The sequence below is a fragment of the Citrobacter sp. B72 genome (assembly GCF_016894305.1).
In the GTDB taxonomy this organism is placed as follows: Bacteria; Pseudomonadota; Gammaproteobacteria; order Enterobacterales; family Enterobacteriaceae; genus Citrobacter; species Citrobacter portucalensis.
In genome coordinates this window covers 3,676,287-3,697,991 of the sequence record NZ_CP069801.1, presented here as the reverse complement: position 1 = coordinate 3,697,991, position 21,705 = coordinate 3,676,287, and the positions used below count along the sequence as shown (strand labels likewise).

The following is a 21,705-nucleotide window of genomic DNA, read 5'->3' as shown; positions in this document are numbered from 1 at the left end:
TGAACCTTTCCTTTGTGAAACCGCATAATCTTCCCCGCGAAACATAAAATGTTTTCTTTGCATTGATAATTGATGGATCAACTATATTACGTCCCTGAGGAGGGATGACAAATGCACACTTGGAAAAAGAAACTTGTAGTATCACAATTAGCATTAGCCTGCACTTTGGCAATCACTTCTCAGGCGAATGCTTCAACTGATATCTCTGGGACCACCTACACAACGTTTGCTCATTATAATGACGCATCCTACGCGGATGGCGTCTATTATGATGGATATGTCGGTTGGAACAATTACGACACCGATAGTATTTATAACGGTGATATTTATCCGGTAATCAATAACGCCAATGTCAACGGCGTTATTTCGACTTATTATCTGGATGATGGGCTGTCTACTAACACCAATAACAACAGCCTGACGATTAAAAACAGCACCATTCACGGTATGGTGACATCCGAATGTATGACCACGGATTGTACTAACCGTACGGGTACTGACTATTACTACGATCGCCTGGCGATGAACGTCATCAATTCAACTATCGATGACAACTACGAACATTATACCTACAACGGTACGTATAATGACGCAGCTGACACACACGTTGTCGACGTTTATAACCTGGGTACGGCTATCACGCTGGATCAAGAAGTTGATCTGTCTATCTCCGCCAACTCTCATGTCGCTGGCATAACCCTGACTCAGGGTTACGAGTGGGCAGACATTGACGATAATACCGTCAGCACTGGCGTAAACAGCAGTGAAGTATTTAACAACACTATCGCTGTCAGCGATTCTACCCTGACCTCTGGTTCATGGACTGACGAAGGCACCACCGGTTGGTTTGGTAACACCAGCAATGCAAGCGACTACAGCGGGTCTTATACTGCAGACGATATTGCGTTAGCGGTTATTGCTAATCCAAATGCAGATAACGCGATGCAGACCACCGCAACGTTTAACAATTCCACACTGATGGGTGATGTGCTGTTCTCCAGCAACTTCGATGAGAACTTCTTCCCGAACGGTGCTGACACTTATCGTGATACCGATGCTGACCTGGATACCAATGGTTGGGACGGTACTGACCGTCTGGATCTGACCCTGAACAACGGCAGTAAGTGGGTCGGCGCGGCAATGTCCGTGCACCAGGTTGACACCGATGGTGACGGCGTTTATGACAGCTACGCTGCAGGCACTGAAGCCACCGCTACGCTGATCGACATCACCGCTAACAGCCTGTGGCCGGATTCAACCTACGGTATTGATAGCGACACAACTTCTTATGACGAAAATGGTCATGTAGTTGGCAACGCTGTCTACCAGAGCGGCCTGTTCAACGTCACGCTGAACGGTGCTTCACAGTGGGATACCACCAAAACTTCCCTGATTGATACCCTGAGCATCAATAGCGGTTCCGTCGTCAACGTGGGTGATTCTGAGCTGGTTGCTGACTCTATCTCTCTGACCGGTGCTTCTGCACTGAACATCAACGAAGATGGTCACGTTGCGACGGATACGCTGTCTATCGACAACAGTACTGTCACAATTGCCGATGATGTTTCTGCTGGCTGGAATGTGCTTGAAGCTGCGCTGTATGCAAACACCATTAACGTCACTAACAACGGCGTTCTGGATGTGGGTAACAGTACCGGTAATGCACTGCAGGTTGATACCCTGAACCTGACTAGCTACACCGACGCTTATAACCATGTTAACGCGGGTGTTTTCGACATCAACAGCACTGACTATGTGCTGAATGCTGATCTGACCAACGATCGCACTAACGATAAATCTCAGTCTAACTACGGTTATGGCGTGATCGCGATGAACTCTGATGGTCATCTGACTATCAACGGTAACGGCGATTCCGACACCTCAGGCGATCAGTCTGAAGTTGATAACTATGGTGACCACGTAGCGGCGGCAACTGGTAACTACAAAGTCCGCATCGACAACGCGACTGGCGCAGGTTCTGTTGCGGATTACAAGGGTAACGAGCTGGTCTACGTTAACGACGCGAACAGCACTGCGACTTTCTCTGCAGCTAACAAAGCTGACCTGGGTGCTTACACCTATCAGGCACAGCAGCAGGGTAACACCGTTGTTCTGCAGCAGATGGAACTGACAGACTACGCGAACATGGCGCTGAGCATTCCGTCTGCTAACACCAATATCTGGAACCTGGAACAAGATACCGTTGGTACTCGTCTGACTAACGCGCGTCATGGCCTGGTTGATAACGGTGGCGCATGGGTAAGCTACTTCGGTGGTAGCTTCGATGCAGATAACGGCACCATTAACTACGATCAGGATGTTAACGGCATCATGGTCGGTGTTGATTCCAAAATTGATGGTAACAACGCTAAGTGGATTGTCGGTGCTGCAGCAGGCTTCGCGAAAGGTGATATGAGCGACCGTACCGGTCAGGTGGATCAGGATAGCCAGACTGCCTATATCTACTCTTCTGCTCACTTTGCCAACAACATCTTTGTTGACGGTAACTTAAGCTACTCTCACTTCAACAACGATCTGTCTGCCAACATGAGCAACGGTGAGTATGTTGATGGCAGCACCTCATCTGACGCCTGGGGCTTTGGCTTGAAACTGGGTTATGACCTGAAGCTGGGTGATGCAGGTTACGTAACGCCATACGGCAGCGTATCCGGTCTGTTCCAGTCTGGTGATGACTATAAGCTGAGCAACGACATGAAAGTTGATAGCCAGTCTTATGACAGCATGCGTTATGAACTCGGTGTCGATGCAGGTTATACCTTCGCTTATAGCGACGACCAGGCGCTGACCCCGTACTTCAAACTGGCTTACGTTTACGACGACTCTAACAACGATTCTGACGTAAACGGCGACTCTATCGACAACGGTGTAGAAGGTTCTGCGGTACGTGTTGGACTGGGTACTCAGTTCAGCTTTACCAAAAATTTCAGCGCATACACCGATGCTAACTACCTCGGTGGTGGCGATGTTGATCAAGACTGGTCTGCAAATGTTGGTGTTAAATATACCTGGTAAGACATCTCTTGTTGTTAAAGAAAAGATAATCTAACTCAGAAAAATGCCCGTCACGGATTTGACGGGCATTTATTGCAAGGAATGCCCAAATGTTGTCTGCAAATAAACCGCTTGTGGAATTTGGTAAGCTTGATAAATGTTTGTCAAAATATGGCAAACACTTTGAGTGTGATAACGATAAAGAAATAATTTATTCCAGTGATATAAACAGTGACGATACCTTTATCATTTTAAATGGTGTAATTTCTCTGAGGCGAGGGGAGAATGTGCTGGTCGGTATTGCGCAGGCACCGTTTATTATGGGGCTTTCAGATGGTGTGATAAAAACAGATATACAATACAGATTAATCACGGAAAGCGATTGTACGGGATACCATCTACCTGCCTCGCAAACAATTAATATAATTGAAGAGTGCCAGCTTTGGCGTGAAGCTTTTTGTTGGTTGGCATGGCAAAACTCCATGCTTGAATTACGCGATCTGCAGTTGATCGGCAACAACTCCTACGATCAGATTCGCGCGACATTGATCTCTATGACGAAATGGGATGAAGCCCTTCGTTCACGCATTGGCGTTATGAACTATATTCACCAACGCACACGAATTTCACGCTCGGTTGTCGCTGAGGTTCTCGCAGCATTGCGTAAAGGCGGTTACATTGAAATGAATAAAGGCAAACTGGTGTGCATTAACCGTTTGCCTTTTGAGTATTGAATCAGGATGCAGGAATGACCTGTGGCTTGTACCCGCTCAACTCTGCAACCAGTTCGTTGATACCGTCGCTCATATTGGTAAAACGGGTCAGCGGAGAGCGCGTCACTACGACAAATGCCCCAACGTTTTGCTGTGGGATCATCGCCATATAGGTAATGAAGCCACCGCCGCCACCGGTTTTTTGAATAATTCCCGGTCTGCCATTCTTCGGCGCCATGTAGACCCAGCCCAAACCAAGCGCATCGGCTCTGCCTGGAACGTCCATTCCCACCACTTTAGTTAACTGCGTACGCTGGTAAATCAGCGTCTGCATCCGGTCGGCCTGCTGGCTACGATGATAAAAGTCAGAAGAAAGATACTGCTGCATCCAGCGCATCATATCGCCAGGCGTTGAATAGACGCCGCCGCTGCCCATCGCTGCCAGCGTATTGTTACAAGGACTGGCACCTTTTTCCGCGACCATCAGGCGTCGGCACTGATCGGGAGATGGCGTAAAGGTGGTGTCTTTCATCCCCAGCGGACGGGTGATTTTTTCTTCAAACAGCTGCGGATAAGGCTTACCTGACGCGGTACCCAGCGCATCGGCCAGCAGATCAAACGCCAGGTTGGAATAAGAAGCCTGCGATCCTGGTGCGGCTTTAAGCGTAGCCGTTGAGAGATAGCTCCAGCGCTGCTCGCGGGTTGGCCAGACAAACACCGGGCGCTTGGCCGCGCCGCCTGGCTGTTCGCGCGGCAGTGCGCTGGTATGCGTCGCCAGATTCACCAGCGTAATTGGTGTTCCTTGATAAGTGGGTACGCGTGCGCCAGGAGGTGCATATTTACTCAATGGATCGTTGAGTTTGACCGTGCCCTGATCGAGTAATTTCACCAGCATTTCGCTGGTCATTAATTTGGTAATTGAGGCAATGCGGATTACGGAATCCAGTTGCGGGTGAACATTATTGCCGGGGCGTGTTTCACCAAAACTGCGAAATACACGCTGATTACCATCAATCACCACGAGCGCCATCCCCGTAGCACCACTGCCGTAAAATATATGGTCGGCATAACGATCAACGATATCAGAGGCGAAGACCGGATCGGTTATAGGCTGTGCCGCCTGGACAGATGTCAATGACGCCGCACACAGCGCGGCAGAAAAAAGCAGACTACGTTTCAACGGTGGTGTCCATGAGTTAGAGAAAGTGAAAAAGGATGTCGTGCGTATGCGTATTTATACTACTCATCGGCGTATTGCAAAGCGCTTATCAACCAATGATAGTGGGAAAAACGTAACGATGAGTAAACACAGGAGTTTCCTGGATTGCGGATGTTCGCTTTTGTGATCTCACGCTGTGATAATCTGCACATACTGGAACGTTGTCGAGTGTGAAAACCACAGAAACAATTCTTCATAACCGAGGTGCGAACTAAGTGCCTCGGTTTTGGTCACAATTGTCGGTTTCAGCTTGTGTTTTTGGGCGTAAGCCGTCTGGCCTCCGCACTCTACGGTGGCAAATGCACAGCAGTCGTCATAACGATAAGAAGTTAGCAGGAGAGCACTATGTTTAAGTCTTTTTTCCCAAAGCCGGGGCCGTTCTTTATTTCGGCATTTATTTGGGCACTGGTCGCCGTTGTATTCTGGCAAGCAGGTGGGGGAGCCTGGGTTGCACATATTACCGGCGCGTCGGGAGACGTACCTATTAGCGCAGCGCGTTTTTGGTCGTTGGATTACCTGATTTTTTATGCGTACTACATTCTTTGTGTCGGGGTGTTCGCGCTGTTCTGGTTTCTCTACAGTCCGCACCGCTGGCAGTACTGGTCTATTCTGGGCACATCGCTGATTATTTTTGTGACCTGGTTTCTGGTTGAAGTCGGCGTCGCCGTCAACGCCTGGTATGCGCCATTTTATGACCTGATTCAAACTGCGCTCAGCGCACCACACAAGGTGAAGATTGAGCAGTTCTATCATGAAGTGGGCATTTTTCTCGGTATTGCGCTGATAGCCGTAGTCATTGGCGTGATGAACAACTTCTTCGTCAGCCACTATGTGTTCCGCTGGCGTACCGCGATGAACGAACACTATATGGCGCACTGGCAGCATTTGCGTCACATCGAAGGTGCAGCACAGCGTGTACAGGAAGACACCATGCGTTTTGCTTCTACGCTGGAAGATATGGGCGTCAGCTTTATCAACGCGATTATGACGCTGATTGCCTTCCTGCCTGTACTGGTAACGCTCTCTGCCCATGTTCCTGACCTGCCGATTGTTGGACATGTGCCTTATGGCCTGGTGATTGCCGCGATTGTCTGGTCGCTGATGGGAACCGGTTTACTGGCCGTGGTCGGGATAAAGCTTCCCGGGCTGGAGTTTAAAAACCAGCGCGTGGAAGCGGCCTATCGTAAAGAATTGGTCTATGGCGAAGATGATGGCAACCGTGCGACGCCACCGACGGTGCGTGAACTGTTCCATGCGGTACGGCAAAACTACTTCCGTCTCTATTTTCACTATATGTACTTCAATATTGCCCGTATTCTTTACCTGCAGGTTGATAACGTTTTCGGCTTGTTCCTGCTGTTTCCGTCGATTGTTGCCGGTACGATTACGCTCGGCCTGATGACGCAAATCACTAACGTGTTTGGCCAGGTGCGCGGCTCGTTCCAGTATCTGATTAACTCCTGGACAACGTTAGTAGAACTGATGTCTATTTATAAGCGTCTGCGCAGCTTTGAACGAGAGCTTGATGGTCAGGATATTCAGGAAGTTACCCATACGCTGAGTTAATAATAAGGAGATGTTATGTCGACGGTTTCCCGTCTTTACCCCTTGTCTGGTCTGGCAGCACTGGTGCTGGTGGGATGTAGTAGCCAACCTGCGCAGCCGCTAAAAAAGGGGGAGAAAGCCGTCGATGTGGCGAGCGTGGTGCGCCAGAAAATGCCCGCCAGCGTGAAAGACCGGGACGCGTGGGCGCAGGATTTGGCAAAGACCTTTGAAAGCCAGAAGCTGGCACCGACGGTTGAAAACATCTGTTCGGTGCTGGCGGTAGCGCAGCAGGAGTCAAACTTCCAGGCCGATCCGGCTGTTCCTGGTTTAAGCAAAATCGCCTGGAAAGAGATTGACCGTCGCGCAGAACGCATGCATATCCCGCTGTTTGTCGTGCATACCGCGCTAAAGATTAACTCGCCAACGGGGAAAAGCTACAGCGAGCGTCTGGATACGGTGAAGACGGAAAAACAGCTTAGCGCCATCTTTGATGATTTCATCAACATGGTGCCGATGGGGCAGACATTGTTTGGATCGCTTAATCCGGTACATACCGGTGGTCCAATGCAGGTCAGTATCGCGTTTGCTGAGCAGCACACCAGCGGGTATCCGTGGAAAATGGCGGGGACGGTACGTCAGGAAGTGTTTAGCCGCCGTGGTGGGTTGTGGTTCGGTACGTATCATCTGCTCAACTACCCGGCGAATTACAGTGCGCCAATCTTCCGCTTCGCCGATTTTAATGCCGGATGGTATGCGAGCCGCAATGCAGCTTTCCAGAATGCGGTCAGTAAAGCCAGCGGAGTGAAGCTGGCGATGGACGGGGATCTGATTCTCTATGGCAGCAGTGAGCCGGGCAAAACGGAGCTGGCGGTACGTAAACTGGCCGGGAAGCTAGGGATGAGCGAGAGTGAGATCCGCCGTCAACTGCAAAAAGGTGACAGCCTGGCCTTTGAAAAAACCGCATTGTACGAAAAGGTTTATAAGCTGGCGGAAGCGAAGACCGGGAAAACGTTACCCCGTGAAATGCTGCCGGGCATTCAACTGGAAAGCCCGAAGATCACGCGTAATCTGACTACCGCATGGTTTGCTAAACGGGTGGACGATCGTCGGGCGAAGTGTATGAATCAGTCATCTTTATGATGACGGTGACGCCAGCGCATGACCGCCGCTATGACGCCAAGAATCAGGCTTCCGGCCAGGAAGGGGATCAGTCCAAAGAGGGTACCGACGCCTAAACCGATTTCAACCCGCGGGCGTCCTGTCTCCTGCATTTGCAGCTGCATCAGTTCTTCATAGATGCCGGGCGCGTGGGCCAACAGATTTAAAATCTGTGCACCCGCCCAGAAGCAAAACAGCACAAATACGGCATACGCAATGTTGCCGGGCAGGGAGGAGGGATCCCGATGCTTGCCCTTAAACAGGGATTTTGAGAGCGTAAAATCAGCCATAAAGACCTCCGGAAATAACCTGCTTTTTTTGACGTAATGCCTGGAACTGAGAGTGAGTCTGACAGGTGATCGGCAATGTCAATATCAGAATGATGGTAATTTCAGGTAGAGATTATTCCTGGATTTCGGTTTTTTGTTGGCGGTCACAATTATGTAACCTTAAGTTAAACTGAGTTACATTTAAGAAATTCCGCACAGGCCACAGACGCCCTCGGGGAAATGTGCGAGGATGCCTTACTGTGTTGTATTTCCACCGGAGCTGTTATGAACCTGCCTGTAAAAATCCGCCGAGACTGGCACTACTATGCTTTCGCTATTGGGCTTATCTTTATTCTGAATGGCGTGGTGGGGTTATTAGGTTTTGAAGCGCAGGGATGGCAAACTTATGCGGTGGGGCTGGTGACCTGGGTGATTAGCTTTTGGCTGGCCGGATTAATCATCCGTCGCCGCGTTGAAGATGATGAAGCAAAGGATGCCCAATAGCTCTATCAGGCATCCTGACGGGTTTACATACTGGTTTTCAGCGCGCTATCCGCAGCATGGCGTTCCAGCGCCAGTTCGATCAGGCGAGTGATCAAATCGGTATAGCCTAAACCGCTCGCTTGCCACAGTTTCGGATACATACTGATGTTGGTAAAGCCTGGCAGCGTGTTGATCTCATTGATCACAACGTCGTTTTCAGCAGTTAAGAAGACGTCCACGCGCGCCATGCCGGCACAGCCCAGAGTCTGGTAGGCCTGAATGGCGATTTCGCGGATCTTATCGTTAATCTCTGGCGCAATTGCTGCCGGAACGACAACTTTGGCACCGTTATCGTCAATGTATTTAGTGTCGTAAGCGTAAAAATCGCTGTTCAGCACGATCTCACCACAGGTACTGGCCTGCGGATGATCGTTGCCCAGTACCGCACATTCGATCTCGCGGCCTTTGATCCCTTGCTCCACAACGACTTTATGATCGAATTCAAATGCCAGCGCGACGGCCTGATCGTATTGGGCTTCGCTGGTTACTTTACTGACGCCAACGGACGATCCCTGGTTGGCCGGTTTTACAAACAGCGGCAGACCCAGGCGGGATTCCACTTCGGCAAAGCTGATGCTGTTGCGATTCGCGCGAGTGAGCGTAATAAATGGCGCGATGTTTAACCCGGCATCACGCAGCAGACGTTTGGTCACGTCTTTATCCATACAGGCAGCAGAACCCAGCACATCAGAACCGACAAACGGCAGGTTCGCCACGCGCAGCATGCCCTGCAGAGAGCCATCTTCACCCAAAGTACCGTGTACGATTGGGAAAATAACATCGACCGTCGGCAGCGGTTGACCGTTTTGTGCATCGATCAACTGGTGCTCTTGTTTACCCGGTACCTGCGCCAGGCTGGTCTCAGAAGGTCGCAACGCAATATGCGCCGGATCGTCTGAATTGAGCAGATAGTTACTGGCATCGCTGACGTGCCATTGCCCTTGTTTATCAATACCTAACAGCACAACGTCAAAGCGAGTCTTGTCGATGGCATCGACAATATTTTTTGCCGATTGCAATGACACTTCATGTTCCGCTGATTTACCACCAAATACGATTCCTACCCGCAACTTTGCCATCTTAAAAACCCATTCCATGAATGCAAAGCACATACATTACCACGACAAAACGCAGGTTTCCTCGGCTTCTGGCAGATTGTTTTGGCGAATGACAGGGGATTAGAAGGGGACAGACACGCAGATCGCGCGGGAAGCACAATCCCCTGTTTATATTATGGGTTTGATGTGAGCTATATCACAAATATGATGAGCGGGAAGATAAAATCCTAAACTGTGATTTATCGCACCTGTGGATCCTTATTCAGCTAAGTAATTTGTTAAGCTGCTCGCAGTTTTCAGCTACTTATCGTTATGAGTCCTTATGGAATCCTGGAGAGTTAACCTTATTTCCGTTTGGTTCGGGTGCTTTTTTACCGGACTGGCGATTAGCCAAATCTTGCCTTTTTTACCACTCTATATCTCCCAACTGGGCGTGACCTCGCATGAAGCGCTATCAATGTGGTCCGGATTAACGTTCAGCGTCACCTTCCTGATTTCAGCCATTGTTTCTCCGATGTGGGGCAGTCTGGCCGACCGCAAAGGACGCAAGCTGATGCTGCTGCGGGCCTCACTGGGGATGGCCATTGCGATTTTGCTACAGGCATTTGCCACTAACGTCTGGCAGCTTTTTCTGCTGCGCGGGGTGATGGGGTTAACCTCCGGCTATATTCCTAATGCGATGGCGCTGGTTGCGTCACAGGTTCCACGCGAGCGCAGCGGCTGGGCGCTGAGTACGCTCTCTACGGCGCAAATTAGCGGCGTCATTGGCGGACCGCTGATGGGAGGCTTTATCGCCGATCATGTTGGCTTACGGGCGGTATTCTGTATTACCGCCGCCTTACTGGTGGTGAGTTTTCTGGTCACACTGTTCTTGATCAAAGAGGGCGTTCGCCCGACGATTAAAAAAAGCGAACGTCTGAGTGGGAAGGCCGTGTTTGCCTCGCTTTCGCATCCGGCGTTGGTGATCAGCTTATTTTTTACCACCATGGTGATTCAACTGTGTAACGGCTCAATTGGGCCTATTCTGGCGCTATTTATTAAATCAATGGTCCCGGACAGTTCGAATATTGCTTTTCTCAGTGGGCTGATTGCCTCAGTACCGGGCATTTCTGCTCTGATTTCCGCGCCTCGACTTGGTAAATTAGGCGACCGTATTGGTACTGAGCGGATTTTAATGGCGACGTTAATCTTCGCGGTGGTGCTGTTTTTCGCCATGTCGTGGGTCACCACGCCGTTGCAGTTGGGAATTTTACGTTTTCTGCTCGGCTTTGCTGATGGTGCGATGTTGCCGGCGGTGCAGACGCTGCTGGTGAAATACTCCAGCGACCAGATAACCGGACGCATCTTTGGCTATAACCAGTCATTTATGTACCTTGGCAACGTCGCCGGGCCATTGATGGGTGCAACGGTATCGGCAATGGCGGGATTTCGTTGGGTGTTCATTGCTACAGCAAGCATTGTGCTTATCAATATCTGGCAACTGGCTATCGCGTTGCGACGTCGGCGCGAGGTTCGTTGAGTTCCTGATTAACAACGCTGCCTGTCAGCGTTGTTAATTCATAAGTGTGTATTATATATTTGTGTGATTATTACTTTTCTTACCTTTTTATATTGAATCATTCTGCATCCAGACGCATTTACCCTTATTTTGTGTTGTGATTGTTTTCTCAAATCTTTTTATTCCTTATAAAAATACAACTTTCATCCTCTAGGCAGTCGTGAGCCTTAATGATAACGTGGCCCATATTTTGTTAAGGGAATAGGCAAATGAAAAACCTCGTCACTGAGTTGTTACTTAAGCTCGCGCAAAAAGAAGAAGAATCGCAAGATCTGGCGGCACAGGTCGAAACGTTAGAGCGGGTAATCATCGAAATGCTGCGCAATATGGCGTGGAACGATCGGCAAATATTTATTCGTCAAATTGAGGGAGCGCTGGCTGGCGGAAACCGCATGCCCGCGTTTCTGACGAACATACATAATGCTGGCGAGTGCGTACCAAAAGCGTTGTGATCCATCTGTGGTGGGGTAACCACAAATTATCATAAAAGTGTCACATCAAATACTTATAGTCGCTTTGTTTTAATTTTACCGTATTTATACATGGAGAATATAAAGTGAAACAAAGCGCTCTGGCTATTGCCCTGTTACCTTTGCTGTTTACCCCGGTTATTAATGCAGAAACATCTACTGTAGCGGTTATGGATAATCGTGCTGCTCAGGGAGATATCACCACGCCGGGTGGCGCTCGCCGATTGTCTGCCGATCAAACGGCAGCTCTGCGCGAATCCCTGAACGATAAACCGGCCAAAAATATAATTTTACTGATTGGCGATGGGATGGGCGATTCCGAAATAACGGCAGTGCGAAATTATGCTGAAGGCGCGGGCGGCTTTTTTAAAGGTATTGATGCTTTACCGCTGACCGGGCAATACACGCATTATGCGTTGGATAAGAAAACGGGCAAGCCCGATTATGTGACAGATTCAGCAGCATCTGCGACAGCATGGACAACCGGCGTGAAGACCTATAACGGGGCGCTGGGTGTGGATATTCATGAAAAAGATCACACCACGATTCTGGAAATGGCCAAAGCGGCAGGTCTGGCGACAGGCAACGTTTCCACGGCTGAATTACAGGATGCCACGCCGGCCGCACTGGTTGCCCATGTCACTTCGCGTAAATGCTATGGCCCGAGCGTGACGGCTGAAAAATGCCCGACGAACGCGCTGGAAAAAGGCGGTAAAGGGTCAATTACCGAACAATTATTGAATGCTCGTGCGGATGTTACGTTAGGCGGCGGGGCAAAGACTTTTACTGAAACCGCTACGGCAGGTGAGTGGCAGGGTAAAACGCTGCGAGAACAAGCCCAGGCCCGTGGTTACCAGATGGTGAGTGATGCCGCGACGCTGGCGGCTGTTAGCGAAGCGAATCAGGATAAACCGCTGTTGGGTCTGTTCTCAGACGGTAATATGCCAGTGCGTTGGGAAGGGCCGAAAGCGTCTTATCACGGCAACCTGGATAAGCCGGTAGTGACCTGTACGCCAAATCCAAAACGTAACGACAGCGTGCCAACGCTGGCGCAGATGACGGATAAAGCGATTGAGCTGTTAAGCAAAAATGAGAAAGGTTTCTTCCTGCAAGTAGAAGGCGCGTCAATCGACAAACAAGATCATGCCGCTAACCCGTGTGGACAAATTGGTGAAACGGTCGATCTGGATGAAGCAGTGCAGCGTGCACTTGCCTTTGCGAAGAAAGATGGCAACACCCTGGTTGTGGTAACCGCTGACCACGCGCATGCCAGCCAGATCGTCGCACCGGATACCAAAGCGCCAGGTTTGACGCAGGCGCTGAACACTAAAGATGGCGCGGTGATGGTCATTAGCTATGGCAACTCTGAAGAAGAGTCCCAGGAGCACACCGGCAGCCAACTGCGTATTGCAGCCTATGGCCCTCATGCGGCGAATGTGGTTGGCCTGACCGATCAAACCGATCTGTTTTACACCATGAAAGCGGCGTTAGGACTGAAATAAGCTGATACCCGGCGGCAATACTTTTGCCGTCGGGTGGTTTTTTTATCGTTAGCAGCCAAACTTACCTGTGTGTCGTCGTTCAGAAAAGGATGGTGCTATGAAAATTACATTATTAATGACGTTACTTTTTGGTCTGATTTTTTTAACTACCGTCGGTGCTGCCGAGAAGACGTTAACCCCGCAACAACAGCGTATGACCACCTGCAATCAGCAGGCCACGGCGCAGACCTTAAAAGGGGATGCGCGTAAGACCTATATGAGTGATTGCCTGAAAAACAGTAAATCTGCGCCTGAGGAAAAGAGCCTGACGCCGCAGCAACAGAAAATGCGTGAATGCAACGTCAAGGCGACGGAACAGTCTCTGAAAGGCGATGATCGTAATAAGTTTATGAGCGCTTGCCTGAAAAAATCTGCTTAGCACTTCCGGGTGAGCAGGTAAAATCGCTCACCCGAAATATCATACTTCCGCCACCAGACCCCTTCCTATAATTTGGGAAATTTGTTTCAGAATATTCCCAAATACGATGAATGATGAAAACTTTTATCAAAAGAAGGTCGTCCCGAATGAAGCATTTATATTGCTTCATCAAAATGACCACCAACGTTCCGGTCTGCGATTTGCCCGACGAATCAGGCTGCCGCGAGCGGTGGGACTGGGGGGAATGTTTTTCCCTATCGCGTCGGTATTAGTTTCTCAGCCAATAACCGGAGGCTGGTGGCTTTTGCTGGTGGGATGGGCGTTTGTCTGGCCGCATCTGGCATGGCAATTGGCAAGTAAAGCTATCGATCCACTGCATAGCGAATATACCAACTTAAAAGCCGATGCCATCCTCGCCGGGATGTGGATGGGGATTATGGGGATAAACTTGCTGCCATCCACGGCGCTGTTGATGATTATCTGTATCAACCTGATGGGCGCAGGGGGTATGCGTGTCTTCATCGCAGGCGCCGTGTTGATGGTGGTTTCCTGCCTGGTGACGTTACAGTTAACGGATATTCCCGTGGCTTTTAGCAGTACGCAACTGAGTGTGCTGCTGTCTCTGCCGGTGTTAGTGGTTTACCCGTTGCTGTTTGCCTGGGTGAGTTACCAGACGCTCATCAGGCTGGCAGAACATAAACGTCGCTTACAGGTTATGAGTACGCGAGATGGGATGACCGGAGTTTATAACCGACGTCATTGGGAACTGTTGCTGCGGAATGAATTTGATAATTGCCGCCGCCATCAGCGTGATGCCACGCTCCTTATCATCGATATCGACCATTTTAAGAGTATCAATGATACCTGGGGCCATGACGTCGGGGATCAGGCCATTGTTGCACTGACCCGCCAGTTACAGATGACCTTACGCGGTAGCGATGTGATTGGTCGCTTTGGCGGTGATGAGTTTGCGGTAATCATGTGTGGCACGTCAGCGAGCAGCGCGATTGCAGCGATGTCTCGTGTTCACGAACGGCTTACCCAACTGCGTTTATCTTGCGCGCCGCAGGTTGACCTGCGCATTAGCGTGGGCGTTGCGCCGCTGACGTCTGAAACTGAACACTATCGAGAATGGTTAAAATCAGCAGATATGGCTCTCTACAAAGCAAAGAATTCCGGACGTAACCGCACTGAAGCGGCGGCCTGACGTCCGGCGGTGTTAACTCAGGAGCGGCTGAGTTTTTCCGACTGCTCCATGCACTTAATCATCGCTTCAATCACCGATGAACGGAAACCGCGTTCTTCCAGGACGCGTACCGCCTCAATGGTGGTTCCACCTGGCGAGCACACCATATCCTTCAATTCGCCAGGATGTTTACCCGTTTCCAGAACCATTTTCGCCGAACCCATTACCGCTTGTGCTGCAAATTTATAAGCCTGCGCGCGGGGCATCCCCCCCTGAACGGCGGCATCAGCCATCGCTTCGATAAACATAAATACATAGGCCGGTGCTGAACCGCTGACGCCAACGACCGGATGAATCATTGCCTCCGCAATGACTTCTGCTTCACCAAAGCAGCGGAAGATATTCAGCACGTCGGCTGTTTCTTCTGGCGTGACTAAGGCGTTCGGCGTGACGGAGGTCATTCCGGCGTTCACCAGCGACGGCGTGTTTGGCATCGCGCGAATGATTTTACGGTCGTGACCCAGGGCACGGGCCAGCTGATCGAGAGTGACGCCTGCGGCAATCGAGACGACCAGGGAATCTTTGTTCAGGCTGGAGGTAATTTCACTCAGCACCTTAATCATGATGCCTGGTTTTACGGCCCCAAAAACAATATCAGCGATTTGCGCGACTTCTTGTGCAGACTGCGCCGCATTAATGCCGTACTGGTCGTGTAGCGCGGCGACCTTATCGGGGGAAGGGGTGTAGACCCAGATTTGTCCGGGGAGAACCTGGCCGCTGGCGATCATGCCGCCAAGAATGGCTTTGCCCATATTACCGCAGCCGATAAAACCAATTTTCTTGTCCATCTTGTCACTCCCTATGGATGATATTCATTGTTTTATACCCGTCATACTTCAAGTTGCATGTGCGTTGGCTGCAACCCGAATTATTTAGGGTAAATCTGGGAAAGCTAAGCTTAGCGCGGAATGAATATGTTCAGAAGGAGAAACAGCACTTTGCCTGAAAGTAAAAGCACGCGACAATGTGCGACAGCACACCAGTGGGGAGAAGCTATGACAATATGGGTGGATGCCGATGCGTGTCCGAATGTGATTAAAGACATTTTGTACCGCGCCTCTGAGCGCATGCAAATGCCGCTTGTTTTGGTGGCCAACCAAAGCCTGCGCGTCCCGCCTTCGCGTTTCATCAGCACATTACGTGTGCCTGCGGGCTTTGACGTGGCTGATAACGAGATTGTGCGTCAGTGCAGCGCCGGTGATTTAGTGATAACGGCAGATATTCCGCTGGCGGCTGAAGTGATTGAAAAAGGTGCGGCAGCGCTTAACCCGCGCGGCGAACGTTATACCGAAGCGACGATCCGTGAGCGTCTGATGATGCGTGATTTTATGGATACACTGCGTGCCAGCGGTATCCAGACCGGGGGGCCGGACAGCCTTTCGCCCCGCGACAGACAGCATTTTGCGGCTGAACTGGATAAGTGGTGGCTGGAAGTTCAGCGTAGAAAATAGAGTGTGTAATTTATTATTTACACTTTATTCATTGTGAATTCTTGTTATAGTAGGGGTTGACTCATCTTGCCATTCTTTCTGTAATTTTTTCTTTACGGTTTTGGCGATGTACTAGTTTGATGATATGATTATATTTTTAACCGCATCAGATCCCGCTTGTTGGCGGCTCTCTGGGGAAATTCTGTGATGACGCAACCTCTTTTTCTTGTTGGCCCCCGGGGGTGTGGTAAGACGACAACCGGTATGGCGCTGGCAAAGGCTATTGATTTCCAGTTCGTTGATACCGATCGCTGGTTGCAATCGCACGTGCAAATGACCGTGGCGGAAATCGTCGAAAGAGAAGGATGGGAAGGGTTTCGTGCACAGGAAACGACCGCTCTGCAGGCTGTCACAGCTCCTGCCACGGTTGTTGCGACCGGCGGCGGTATCATTCTTACCGAATTTAATCGCCATTACATGCGCAGCCACGGCGTGGTTATCTATCTAAGCGCACCGGTATCGGTACTGGTTGATCGTCTGGAGGCCACGCCTGAAGAAGGATTGCGACCGACTCTAACCGGCAAACCGTTGACCGAAGAGGTTCAGGAAGTGCTCGCCCAGCGCGATGTTTTGTATCGTGAGGCTGCGCACTATATCGTTGATGCCACCAATCCACCTTCGCAGGTAGTGGAAGACATTCTTGGGATACTGGCGCAGGCAGCGCCACGGTTGCAGGGCGGTGTCTATACTTAATGTTCATCCAGTGAAAAGGAAGAATTATGCCGACACAACCACCTTACCCACGTCAAGCGACCATTGTTACGGTTGAAAAAGGGACGCCAGGCCAGACGGTAACCTGGTATCAACTTCGTGCCGATCACCCTAAACCGAATTCGTTGATCAGTGAGCATCCTTCGGCTCAGGAAGCGATGGATGCTAAAAAACGCTACGAAGACCCCGATAAAACCTGATATGAAGACCGCTCTGGCACGAGTCTTAAAAGTGCCAGTCCGGGCGCGCATCACATTTTTTTAAATTTCGCCGTATACAGTAAAAATTGAAAATTAAACAATAACAATCCAGTACTGGAATGATCTGGAATCTTTACACAATACACCGCCGATCTACTGCTACGCTTTTGAGCATTTGTAGCACAGGTCAGCGCCCGGCTCTTATCCGGGATTTCACAGCAAAGTAAGAAGACGGTGGAGCAACAAATGAGTACGTCGTTGGCTATCCTCACGATTGGCGTTGTGCCGATGTGTGAGATGTTACCGCTCCTGACGGAATATATTGATGAACAGCACATTACTCACCACAGTCTGCTGGGGCAGATGCAGCGAGAAGATGTGATGGCCGAGTACGGGGCTTCACCCGGTGACGAGCTGTTATTAACGCTGCTTAGCGACCACCAACTTGCTCATGTCTCACGCCAGAAAGTGGAACGCTCGCTGCAAAGCATTGTGGAGGTTCTCGATAATCAGGGATTTGATGTGATCCTGCTGATGAGTACCGCCTCAATCACCCGTCTGACCGCCCGCAATAGTATCTTGTTGGAACCCATACGCATTATTCCCCCGTTAGTGGCTTCAATTGTCGAAGGGCATCAGGTTGGGGTCATTGTACCTGTTGCTGAATTGCTCAAAGCCCAGACACAAAAGTGGCAGGTGTTACAAACTCCGCCAGTGTACGCCGTGGCGAATCCAGTAGAAGGTTCTGAACAACAGCTGATTGATGCCGGGAAATATCTCCTTGAGCAAGGTGCTGATGTTCTTATGCTGGACTGCCTGGGGTTTCATCAACGTCATCGTGATTTACTGCAAAAGTCGCTGGATGTCCCGGTTTTGCTGTCCAATGTGTTGATTGCTCGACTGGCTTCGGAATTGCTGGCGTAATTTTGCGTGACAGGTGGAACATCAGCCCCCTATATTGGTTCCTAACTTAATCACGAGATAGGGCCAGTTGTATGCTTCAAAGTAATGAATACTTTTCCGGCAAAGTAAAATCGATCGGTTTTACCAGCAGCAGTACTGGCCGCGCCAGTGTAGGCGTGATGGCTGAAGGTGAATATACCTTTGGTACTGCGGCGCCTGAAGAGATGACGGTAGTAAGTGGCGCACTGAACGTGCTGCTGCCAGGGGAAACCGAGTGGAAAGTGTATGCCGCAGGAGACGTGTTTAACGTACCGGGCAACAGCGAGTTTCATCTGCAGGTAGCAGAGCCAACATCCTATCTTTGCCGTTACCTGTAAGCGTAAAAATGACGAATGGCGATATTGAGTCGCCATTCGCTAAACACGGCTTAACGTTGCGCTTCGCCGCCTAATCCTTCCACCAGACTTTTAATCAGCGCCGCCAGTTCACCTGTCATCAGGATGAAATCGGCATCAAAACGCTGAGCATAATCTTCGCGGTCGATATCTTCGTTCTGATCGCGCAGCTCGTCGCTAAACTTCAGACGCTTAATGGAGCCGTCGTCACACATAACGAACTGAATGCGCTGCTGCCAGTCGAGGGCCAGCTTAGTAACCAGTTTGCCCGCTTCGATATGCACGGCGATTTCGTCGCAGACCAGATCCTGCTTTTTCGCGCGGATCACACCGCCGTCTTCAAGGATCGCTTTCAGTTCAGCTTCATCCAGCAGTTGGAAGCCCTGCGCCGTGGTGCCGGAGCGAACCCATTCGGTCAGCGTCAGCTCAATAGGGTTTTCCATCGTCAGCGGAACGACCGGCAGCGAACCGAGACTCTTACGCAGCAGCGCCAGCGTATCTTCGGCTTTTTTCGCGCTCGCACAATCAACCATGATCAGATCGTTGACGGTATCGATCCACATCATTGTCTGGCTGAAGCGGCTAAAGGCGCGCGGCAGCAATGAGTGCAGAACTTCATCTTTCAGCGAGTCTTTTTCGGTCTTCTTAAGTTTGCGACCTTGCTCAGCTTCCAGTTTGAATATTTTGGCTTCCAGCGCCTGTTTGATAACCGGCGACGGCAGAATTTTTTCTTCTTTGCGGGCGCAGATAATAATTTGGCCATTGGCGGTATGCGTTAATGCATCGCTGTGCGATCCCATCGGCGGAACCCAGCCCATTTTTGCCATATCCTGGCTACCGCAAGGGGTGAACGTCATTGATGCCAGCTGTTTTTCCATCTCTTCGGCACGCAAAGAAACATCGCGGCTAAGACGGTAAACCATTAAATTTTTGAACCACAGCATGATAATTTCCACGGCCTTGTCGTTAAATCCAGCGGGCATGATAGCGAATTGTCGCTATGCTTGCATTGTTAATCGGGAAGAGGAGCAAACAGTGCGTATAGGTATCGATTTGGGCGGTACGAAAACGGAAGTTATTGCGCTTGGCGAGGCGGGCGAACAGCTTTTTCGCCATCGCCTGCCCACGCCGCGTGATGATTATCGGCAAACGATAGAAACCATCGCCACGCTGGTGGAGATGGCGGAAAACGCCACCGGGCAGACGGGAACCGTGGGAATGGGCATTCCAGGTTCAATCTCGCCTTACACCGGGGTGGTAAAGAATGCCAACTCGACCTGGCTTAACGGACAACCTTTTGACAAAGACCTGAGTTCGCGTCTGAATCGTGAAGTGCGGTTGGCAAATGATGCCAACTGTCTGGCGGTTTCAGAAGCGGTGGATGGTGCGGCGGCCGGGGCGCAAACCGTGTTTGCGGTGATTATCGGCACCGGATGTGGCGCAGGCGTGGCACTGAATGGTCGGGCGCACACGGGCGGTAACGGTACAGCGGGCGAGTGGGGGCATAATCCGCTGCCATGGATGGACGAAGATGAGCTGCGTTTTCGACAGGAAGTCCCCTGTTATTGCGGTAAACAAGGCTGCATTGAAACCTTCATTTCCGGGACCGGCTTTGCCACCGACTACCAGCGTCTGAGCGGTAAGCAGCTCAAAGGCAATGAAATTATCAGCCTTGTTACTGCGCAGGATGCTCTTGCGGAGCAAGCGTTGAGCCGCTATGAGCGTCGTCTGGCGAAATCATTGGCACATGTGGTGAATATTCTCGATCCGGACGTCATTGTGCTGGGGGGCGGAATGAGCAATGTCGACCGACTGTATCAAAATGTTCCGGCGTTGATTAAGCAGTTTGTCTTTGGTGGCGAGTGCGAAACGCCTCTACGCAAGGCGCTACACGGGGATTCCAGCGGTGTACGCGGTGCGGCCTGGCTGTGGCCGCAGGAGTAAGGTTCGCGTAGCCGGGTAGCGCAGATGCTATCCGGCCGCGTGTGTCATCTGGGGGACTGCGCGCTTCAGGCGACCGTACAGCAGCAGTGACGACATCGCAGAAAACGACAGCAGTGCCGCCGGCAGCGTCACGTAGTTGTAGGCAAAGCCCAGCGTCAGCATCATGCCACCGCAGTAAGCGCCAATCGCGCTACCGAGATTAAAGGCAATTTGCCCGCCAGCCGCACCCAGCAGCTCCCCTCCTTTAGCATTTTGCAGCAGCAAAATTTGCAGCGGTGCCGACAGGGCAAACAGGCCCGCGCAGCAAATAAAGGCGAAGGTCAGCGACGCGGCTTTGATCCCGCCAAAGGCAAAGAGCAACAGCAGAGCCAGCACAATCACGAAGTCGGTTATCACCGCAATGCGCAGCGGCGTATAGCGACCAGACAGCCGACCGCTCAGCAGATTTCCCAACACCATTCCTAATCCCACCAGCATCATGATGAAGGTCATCAGCGCTTCGGAAAAGCCGGAGATGAACATCATGTACGGTTTGACGTAGCTGAACCAGGCGAAAACCCCGGCGTTACCAAACATGGTGGCGGAGAAAATGAGCCACGGGGCGGGGCTTTTCAAAAAGTGAAATTGTTCGCGCAGGTTTCCTTTTGCTTCATCGCTGATGTTGGGCACCCAAAAAGCGACCGAGACCATCACGGCGATATTAAAGACGGCAATCAGCAGGAACGTATAGCGCCAGCTAAATTCCTGACTCAGCCAGGTGCCGACGGGAATGCCAACCAGATTGGCAACGGTCATCCCCGAAATCATGCCCGCGACAGCGGCGGTGACTTTTCCCGGGCGGGCGAGCTTCGACAGGATAATTGCGCCAACGCCAAAAAACGCGCCGTGCGGGAAGCCTGAAACCAGCCTGCCCACCGCCAGCATAAAATACGAGGAGGAGAGGGTGAAAATGGCGTTGCCAATCACACACAGCGTGACCAGAAACAGCAGAATATGCTTGAGCGAAAAGCGGCTGGAAAAGAGTGCAATAATGGGCGCGCCAAGCACCACGCCAAAGGCGTAAAACGAAATCATATGGCCAGCGGCAGGAATGGAAATTCCCACGTCCCGCGCCAATTCGGTGAGAACGCCCATGATGCCAAACTCGGCCATGCCCAGCCCAAATGTTCCCAGCGCTAAAGAGAAAATGACTTTTTTCATACCACCTGCCAACAAGAAAGACGCAGGATGTGCGTCATAGCGGCGAACGTTCGCCGCCAATAGCGATAGCTTGCGGATAAGCGAAGTGGAATGCCATTTCATATCCGTCCCTGAGTATGCATTATTGTGCTACATAGCGTGCCGGATAGCG

General features: G+C 50.9%; 22 protein-coding genes. 16 read left to right on the top strand and 6 right to left on the bottom strand.

The features are described 5' to 3' along the window. Positions 1 to 111 precede the first annotated feature (111 nt). Both ehaB and iprA read left to right on the top strand, forming a co-directional pair. On the top strand, positions 112 to 3,033 hold the full coding sequence (gene ehaB / locus JQN59_RS17675) for an autotransporter adhesin EhaB (protein ID WP_149607787.1): 2,922 nt from the start codon (positions 112 to 114) through the stop codon (positions 3,031 to 3,033). 89 nt (positions 3,034 to 3,122) lie between these two features. Then, the gene (gene iprA, locus JQN59_RS17670) at positions 3,123 to 3,746 is read left to right on the top strand and encodes a hydrogen peroxide resistance inhibitor IprA (RefSeq protein WP_003830944.1); all 624 of its coding nucleotides are present in this window, start codon (positions 3,123 to 3,125) and stop codon (positions 3,744 to 3,746) included. A 1-nt stretch (position 3,747) separates the two neighbouring features. Here the strand turns inward: iprA and ampH are convergent, their stop codons facing one another. Continuing rightward, positions 3,748 to 4,905: a D-alanyl-D-alanine-carboxypeptidase/endopeptidase AmpH gene (gene ampH / locus JQN59_RS17665; RefSeq protein ID WP_003830945.1), complete on the bottom strand. Its 1,158-nt coding sequence runs from the start codon at positions 4,903 to 4,905 to the stop codon at positions 3,748 to 3,750. Between the two features lie 384 nt (positions 4,906 to 5,289). Between ampH and sbmA the strand changes: the two genes are divergently transcribed. Both sbmA and JQN59_RS17655 read left to right on the top strand, forming a co-directional pair. Beyond that, positions 5,290 to 6,510: a peptide antibiotic transporter SbmA gene (gene sbmA / locus JQN59_RS17660; protein ID WP_003021430.1), complete on the top strand. Its 1,221-nt coding sequence runs from the start codon at positions 5,290 to 5,292 to the stop codon at positions 6,508 to 6,510. A 15-nt stretch (positions 6,511 to 6,525) separates the two neighbouring features. Then, positions 6,526 to 7,629: a DUF1615 domain-containing protein gene (locus tag JQN59_RS17655; RefSeq protein ID WP_048214809.1), complete on the top strand. Its 1,104-nt coding sequence runs from the start codon at positions 6,526 to 6,528 to the stop codon at positions 7,627 to 7,629. Here JQN59_RS17655 and JQN59_RS17650 read toward each other — a convergent pair. Next, on the bottom strand, positions 7,614 to 7,937 hold the full coding sequence (locus tag JQN59_RS17650; protein ID WP_032942507.1) for a DUF2755 family protein: 324 nt from the start codon (positions 7,935 to 7,937) through the stop codon (positions 7,614 to 7,616). The two genes, JQN59_RS17655 and JQN59_RS17650, sit on opposite strands and share 16 nt — an antisense overlap. A 264-nt stretch (positions 7,938 to 8,201) precedes the next feature. Between JQN59_RS17650 and JQN59_RS17645 the strand changes: the two genes are divergently transcribed. Then, positions 8,202 to 8,420: a DUF2754 domain-containing protein gene (locus JQN59_RS17645; protein WP_003830949.1), complete on the top strand. Its 219-nt coding sequence runs from the start codon at positions 8,202 to 8,204 to the stop codon at positions 8,418 to 8,420. 23 nt (positions 8,421 to 8,443) lie between these two features. On the opposite strand, the gene ddlA is transcribed toward JQN59_RS17645, so the two are convergent. Further along, positions 8,444 to 9,538: a D-alanine--D-alanine ligase gene (ddlA, locus tag JQN59_RS17640; RefSeq protein ID WP_126319067.1), complete on the bottom strand. Its 1,095-nt coding sequence runs from the start codon at positions 9,536 to 9,538 to the stop codon at positions 8,444 to 8,446. Between the two features lie 301 nt (positions 9,539 to 9,839). On the opposite strand from ddlA, the gene JQN59_RS17635 reads away from it, so the two are divergent. The 5 genes from JQN59_RS17635 (at position 9,840) to adrA (ending at position 14,672) form a co-directional block, all read left to right on the top strand. Continuing rightward, the gene (locus JQN59_RS17635; protein ID WP_008783902.1) at positions 9,840 to 11,036 is read left to right on the top strand and encodes a multidrug efflux MFS transporter; all 1,197 of its coding nucleotides are present in this window, start codon (positions 9,840 to 9,842) and stop codon (positions 11,034 to 11,036) included. Positions 11,037 to 11,284: 248 nt separating this feature from the next. Continuing rightward, positions 11,285 to 11,527, top strand: coding sequence for a sigma-S stabilization anti-adapter protein IraP (locus JQN59_RS17630; RefSeq protein WP_079935136.1), 243 nt, complete (start codon positions 11,285 to 11,287; stop codon positions 11,525 to 11,527). Positions 11,528 to 11,631: 104 nt separating this feature from the next. After that, a complete protein-coding gene (gene phoA, locus JQN59_RS17625) occupies positions 11,632 to 13,047 on the top strand; it encodes an alkaline phosphatase (protein ID WP_149607786.1) in 1,416 nt (471 codons plus the stop codon). Between the two features lie 97 nt (positions 13,048 to 13,144). Then, on the top strand, positions 13,145 to 13,465 hold the full coding sequence (psiF, locus tag JQN59_RS17620; RefSeq protein ID WP_003830956.1) for a phosphate starvation-inducible protein PsiF: 321 nt from the start codon (positions 13,145 to 13,147) through the stop codon (positions 13,463 to 13,465). A gap of 91 nt (positions 13,466 to 13,556) precedes the next feature. Then, a complete protein-coding gene (adrA, locus tag JQN59_RS17615) occupies positions 13,557 to 14,672 on the top strand; it encodes a diguanylate cyclase AdrA (protein WP_095533161.1) in 1,116 nt (371 codons plus the stop codon). A 17-nt stretch (positions 14,673 to 14,689) separates the two neighbouring features. On the opposite strand, the gene proC is transcribed toward adrA, so the two are convergent. Then, positions 14,690 to 15,499 (bottom strand): pyrroline-5-carboxylate reductase, encoded by an 810-nt coding sequence (gene proC / locus JQN59_RS17610; RefSeq protein WP_008783907.1) that lies wholly within the window; start codon positions 15,497 to 15,499, stop codon positions 14,690 to 14,692. Positions 15,500 to 15,706: 207 nt separating this feature from the next. On the opposite strand from proC, the gene JQN59_RS17605 reads away from it, so the two are divergent. The 5 genes from JQN59_RS17605 (at position 15,707) to ppnP (ending at position 18,392) form a co-directional block, all read left to right on the top strand. Continuing rightward, positions 15,707 to 16,162: a YaiI/YqxD family protein gene (locus JQN59_RS17605; RefSeq protein ID WP_008783909.1), complete on the top strand. Its 456-nt coding sequence runs from the start codon at positions 15,707 to 15,709 to the stop codon at positions 16,160 to 16,162. Between the two features lie 186 nt (positions 16,163 to 16,348). Further along, positions 16,349 to 16,894: a shikimate kinase AroL gene (gene aroL / locus JQN59_RS17600; protein ID WP_008783910.1), complete on the top strand. Its 546-nt coding sequence runs from the start codon at positions 16,349 to 16,351 to the stop codon at positions 16,892 to 16,894. 26 nt (positions 16,895 to 16,920) lie between these two features. Next, on the top strand, positions 16,921 to 17,112 hold the full coding sequence (gene yaiA / locus JQN59_RS17595) for a protein YaiA (protein WP_003021472.1): 192 nt from the start codon (positions 16,921 to 16,923) through the stop codon (positions 17,110 to 17,112). A 246-nt stretch (positions 17,113 to 17,358) separates the two neighbouring features. Then, positions 17,359 to 18,036, top strand: coding sequence for an AroM family protein (locus tag JQN59_RS17590; RefSeq protein WP_003830963.1), 678 nt, complete (start codon positions 17,359 to 17,361; stop codon positions 18,034 to 18,036). Positions 18,037 to 18,107: 71 nt separating this feature from the next. Continuing rightward, complete coding sequence (ppnP, locus tag JQN59_RS17585; RefSeq protein WP_003021477.1) at positions 18,108 to 18,392, top strand: pyrimidine/purine nucleoside phosphorylase; 285 nt, start codon at positions 18,108 to 18,110, stop codon at positions 18,390 to 18,392. A gap of 50 nt (positions 18,393 to 18,442) precedes the next feature. Here the strand turns inward: ppnP and rdgC are convergent, their stop codons facing one another. Next, complete coding sequence (rdgC, locus tag JQN59_RS17580) at positions 18,443 to 19,354, bottom strand: recombination-associated protein RdgC (RefSeq protein ID WP_003021479.1); 912 nt, start codon at positions 19,352 to 19,354, stop codon at positions 18,443 to 18,445. 91 nt (positions 19,355 to 19,445) lie between these two features. Between rdgC and mak the strand changes: the two genes are divergently transcribed. Then, positions 19,446 to 20,354, top strand: a complete 909-nt coding sequence (mak, locus tag JQN59_RS17575) for a fructokinase (RefSeq protein WP_149607785.1) — start codon at positions 19,446 to 19,448, stop codon at positions 20,352 to 20,354. Positions 20,355 to 20,381: 27 nt separating this feature from the next. Here mak and araJ read toward each other — a convergent pair whose 3' ends face one another. Beyond that, a complete protein-coding gene (araJ, locus tag JQN59_RS17570) occupies positions 20,382 to 21,554 on the bottom strand; it encodes an MFS transporter AraJ (RefSeq protein ID WP_048216350.1) in 1,173 nt (390 codons plus the stop codon). Positions 21,555 to 21,705 lie beyond the last annotated feature (151 nt).